The sequence below is a fragment of the Streptomyces silaceus genome (assembly GCF_001419745.1).
GTDB lineage: Bacteria > Actinomycetota > Actinomycetes > Streptomycetales > Streptomycetaceae > Streptomyces > Streptomyces silaceus.
Genome location: NZ_LIRJ01000361.1, coordinates 1 through 3,591, shown reverse-complemented (window position 1 = coordinate 3,591; position 3,591 = coordinate 1). Strand labels below are relative to the sequence as shown.

At 73.2% G+C, this 3,591-nt stretch carries 6 protein-coding genes; 4 read left to right on the top strand and 2 right to left on the bottom strand.

Going from position 1 to position 3,591, the window contains the following annotated elements; translation table 11 throughout:
* The first annotated feature begins 221 nt into the window (after window positions 1-221).
* Both AOK22_RS29420 and AOK22_RS29415 read left to right on the top strand, forming a co-directional pair.
* Window positions 222-584 carry a rhodanese-like domain-containing protein gene (locus tag AOK22_RS29420; protein WP_055701762.1) on the top strand — a complete coding sequence of 121 codons (363 nt, stop codon included), beginning with the start codon at window positions 222-224 and terminating at the stop codon, window positions 582-584.
* Entirely contained in the window at window positions 581-1,378 is a 798-nt protein-coding gene (locus tag AOK22_RS29415) for a sulfite exporter TauE/SafE family protein (RefSeq protein WP_055701761.1), read from the top strand. Before AOK22_RS29420 ends, AOK22_RS29415 begins: the two co-directional genes overlap by 4 nt.
* Window positions 1,379-1,434: 56 nt before the next feature.
* Here AOK22_RS29415 and AOK22_RS29410 read toward each other — a convergent pair whose 3' ends face one another.
* Window positions 1,435-1,713 carry a metal-sensitive transcriptional regulator gene (locus tag AOK22_RS29410; RefSeq protein WP_055701760.1) on the bottom strand — a complete coding sequence of 93 codons (279 nt, stop codon included), beginning with the start codon at window positions 1,711-1,713 and terminating at the stop codon, window positions 1,435-1,437.
* A 108-nt stretch (window positions 1,714-1,821) separates the two neighbouring features.
* Between AOK22_RS29410 and AOK22_RS29405 the strand changes: the two genes are divergently transcribed.
* Both AOK22_RS29405 and AOK22_RS29400 read left to right on the top strand, forming a co-directional pair.
* Entirely contained in the window at window positions 1,822-2,415 is a 594-nt protein-coding gene (locus tag AOK22_RS29405) for a rhodanese-like domain-containing protein (protein WP_055701759.1), read from the top strand.
* Between the two features lie 69 nt (window positions 2,416-2,484).
* Window positions 2,485-3,027, top strand: coding sequence for a P-loop nucleotide/nucleoside kinase family protein (locus AOK22_RS29400; protein WP_055701758.1), 543 nt, complete (start codon window positions 2,485-2,487; stop codon window positions 3,025-3,027).
* Window positions 3,028-3,105: 78 nt separating this feature from the next.
* On the opposite strand, the gene AOK22_RS29395 is transcribed toward AOK22_RS29400, so the two are convergent.
* A partial coding sequence (locus AOK22_RS29395; RefSeq protein WP_055701757.1) for a mycothiol transferase occupies window positions 3,106-3,591 on the bottom strand: 486 nt, incomplete at its 5' end.

Below are 3,591 nucleotides of genomic sequence, written 5' to 3'. Positions count from 1 at the left end.
GCGGCGATCGCCGCGTCCCTGCTGGACGCGGTGGGGCGGGACGTGGTGGCGCTGGACGACGGGTTCGACGCGGCGACGGAGGCGGGCCTTACGGTGGGTCGCGCCTGACCGTCGGTCTGCTCGCGCGGCGCCGTACGACTGAGCGGCGCCCGGTCACCCGGCCGTCTCTCGTCGCCCCCTGACCGTTCATCCGCGTCCGTCCGTCCAAGTGAGAGCACGTCATGTTCGTTTTCCGTCGCGGCCCAGGCCGCCTCACCCCCGAGCAGGCCCACGCCCGCACCGGCGAAGGCGGCCCCGCCGTGCTGCTGGACGTCCGTGAGGCATCGGAGTGGAAGGCCGGGCACGCACCCGGCGCCGTCCATCTGGCGCTGAGCCGGCTGCTGGCCGGAGCTGCCCTGCCGCCCGCGGCGCAGGACGGGCCGGTGGTGGCGATCTGTCGCTCCGGGCACCGGTCGCGGCAGGCCGCCAGGCTCCTGGCCTCGCGCGGTGTCGACGCGGTCGACGTCGCCGGCGGCATGAGCGCCTGGACGAGGGCCGGTCTGCCGGTCGTGGACGGGCGCGGTCAGGGGGGCCGCGCCATATGAGTGCCCTGATCCTGGCCCTGGGCGCGGGTGCCGTGGTCGGGCTGGCGCTCGGCGCGCTCGGCGGCGGGGGCAGCGTCCTGGCGGTGCCCGCGCTGATCTACCTGCTCGACTTCACCCCCGCCGCGGCCACCACGGCAAGCCTGATCATCGTCACCGCCACGTCCCTGACCGCGCTGTACGCCCATGCGCGCGCGGGGCACGTGCGCTGGAAGGCCGGAGCCGCGTTCGCCGCGGCCGGCCTGCTCCCGGCGGCTCTCGCGGGAGCCACGGCGGCCCGCCTGCCCCAGACCGCCCTCACCGTCGCGTTCGCGGCCATCGCCGTTGTCGCCGCGGTCAGAATGCTCCGCCCTGCGCGCCGGGCCGACACCGCGAGCAACCACACGGCCGACACCGCGACCAACCGCAAGGCCGACACCGCGAGCGACGGCGTACGACCGGTCAAGGCGGCCGGAGCCGGGGCGGGCCTGGGCGCGCTGACGGGACTGCTCGGGGTGGGCGGCGGCTTCCTCGCCGTCCCCGCCCTGGTCACCGTCCTGGCCTTCGAGATGCAGGCCGCGGTCGGCACCAGCCTCCTGGTCATCACGGCGAACTCGCTGGCCTCCCTGGCCACCCGCTCCGGCGCCGCGGTCTCGCTCGACTGGGCGGTCATCGGCCCCTTCATCGCCGCCGCGGTCCTGGCCGCCTGGGACGGCAAACGCCTGGCGGACAAGGTCTCGGGCCCGCGCCTGCAACGCGTCTTCGCGATCGTGCTGCTGGCCGTGGCGGCCTTCATGCTCGTGGACGCGGTGACATGAGAGCGGTGACATGCGGGCCGAGCCGCCGCGACGCCACGGGCGCCCGGGCGAGAGGCTCAGGCCAGTGACAGGAAGAGCTTCTCCAGGCGGGCCCGCATCTGATCCCGGTCGGCGGTCGCTTCCCCGCCCTCGGCCATGCAGTGCTGCAGCCCCGTGGCGATGATCGCGAAGCCCGCCCGGTCCAGCGCCCGCGACACCGCCGCGAGCTGAGTGATCACGTCCTCGCAGTCCCGCCCGTCCTCGATCATCTTGATGATTCCGGCGATCTGCCCCTGAGCCCGCCGCAGCCGGTTGAGCACGCTCTTCAGCTCGTCGGCCGCCATCTCCAGCTCCACACTTCCTCCTCCGTAGATACCCCCTAGGGTATTCTATTCCGTTCGGGACGACTCCGGCCGCAGATCCGGGACGCCCCGGTACAGAGCAACGAAAGGCCATCGCTCCGCATGAACACGCCTGCCACCACCACCGCCCCCCGCGCCATGATCGACCCGGCCCAGGCCGCCGAGCGCCTGAGCACGTACACCGTCATCGACGTGCGGACCCCCGGCGAGTACGCCGGCGGTCACGTCCCCGGCGCGTACAACATCCCACTCGACCACCTGCCCGCCGCCCTGCCCATCCTCAAGGCAGCGGCGGCCCGCGGCGATCTGCTGATCGTGTGCGCCTCGGGCAACCGCTCCGCGGCCGCCTGCGCCCAACTCGCCGCCGACGGCATCTCCGCCGCCGACCTCGGCGGTGGCACCGCGGCCTGGATCGACGCGGGGCACCACGTCGACCGCGACGAGACCGTCAGGCCCGCCTGGCCGATGGAACGCCAGGTCCGTCTGGCCGCGGGATCCCTGGTCGTCACCGGCCTCGCGCTCGGCGCCCGCTACCGGTCCGCCCGCTGGCTGTCCGCCGCGATCGGCGGCGGCCTGGTCTTCTCCGCCGTCACCAACACCTGCGGCATGGCGGCGGTGCTCGCCAGGCTCCCGCACAACCAGCCGCGCGCCGCCGACCTCGACGCGACCCTGCGCGCCCTGTCCGACCAGCTGTAGCGGTCGTGTCCGAGGCGTGAGGCATGCTGGTCCGACGCACGGAGACGGAAACAGGGTGGGGAGATCGTCGTGATCGTCTGGGTGAACGGTTCGTTCGGCAGCGGGAAGACCACGCTGGTGGACACGTTGCGTCGGAGCCGGCCCGATGCGCTCGTCCTCGACCCGGAGATGGTCGGGATGCTGCTGAGGCAGATCGTGGAGGTCCCGACCGGCGACTTCCAGGATCTGCCGCTGTGGAGGCGCCAGGTCGCCGACCTGGCGGTCGGCCTGGTCGGGGAGTATCACCGTCCGGTGCTTGTCCCCATGACCCTGGTCGACTCCGGGTACGTCGAGGAGATCTTCGGCGCGCTGAAGGAGGCGGGCATCCCCGTCCACCACTTCTTCCTCAAGGTTCCCCGGGAGGTCCTGGAGCGGCGGATCGACAGCCGGAGCTTCTACCCCGATGCCCCCGACAAGGACGAGGACGTCCGGCGTTGGTGCAAGGGCAGGATCGACGCGTGCCTGGCCGCGGTCGACACCCTGCCCGGTGGCACGGTGTTCCTGGACGGCGAGTCGACCCCGGAGGAGCTGGCCGTGCACGTGCTGGCCCGGATCGGCGGAACACCGGCCTGACGGCACGGAGTTCGTCCGGTCCGGGCGGCAGCGCGAGCCGTCCGGAAGGGAGACGCCGTTACGTCATCGCCGTCGTCGTCAGCGTCCGGTCGAGCCGTCGATCAGCTCGCGCAGGATGTCGGCGTGACCGGCATGGCGGCCCGTCTCCTCGATCATGTGGGTGAGCGCCCAACGGACGGAGGGGGCGGTTCTCCCGGGCCGGGCGCGGGGGAGCGGTGCGCCCGGGTCGGCGCATCCGTCGAGTACGTCGTCGGCGAGCTCCACCACCTCCCGGTAGCGGGCGACCACCTCGGCCACCGTGTCCGCGGAGGCGGCCTCGAACGTGGCCTGCCAGTCGGTGACTTGCTCGCCGAGGAACAGTGCGCGCTCGACACAGGTGAGGTGGTGGAGCAGGCCGAGCAGATGCGTGCCCGAGGGCACGGCTGCCGTGCGGACCTGCGGTTCGGGCGCACCGTCGACCTTCGCGGCGATCGAGGCGCGGAGATAGGTGAGGAACCCGCGCAGCACCTCGGTCTCGTCGTTGGCCGTGCGGGGCGGCGGAGTGTCGCGGCGGCGGTTGGGGCG

Coding starts and splice junctions, on each gene's coding strand:
- AOK22_RS29420 (WP_055701762.1), top strand. CDS start 222: ATGTTCGTTTTCCGTCGCGGCCCAGGCCGCCTCACCCCCGAGCAGGCC.
- AOK22_RS29415 (WP_055701761.1), top strand. CDS start 581: ATGAGTGCCCTGATCCTGGCCCTGGGCGCGGGTGCCGTGGTCGGGCTG.
- AOK22_RS29405 (WP_055701759.1), top strand. CDS start 1,822: ATGAACACGCCTGCCACCACCACCGCCCCCCGCGCCATGATCGACCCG.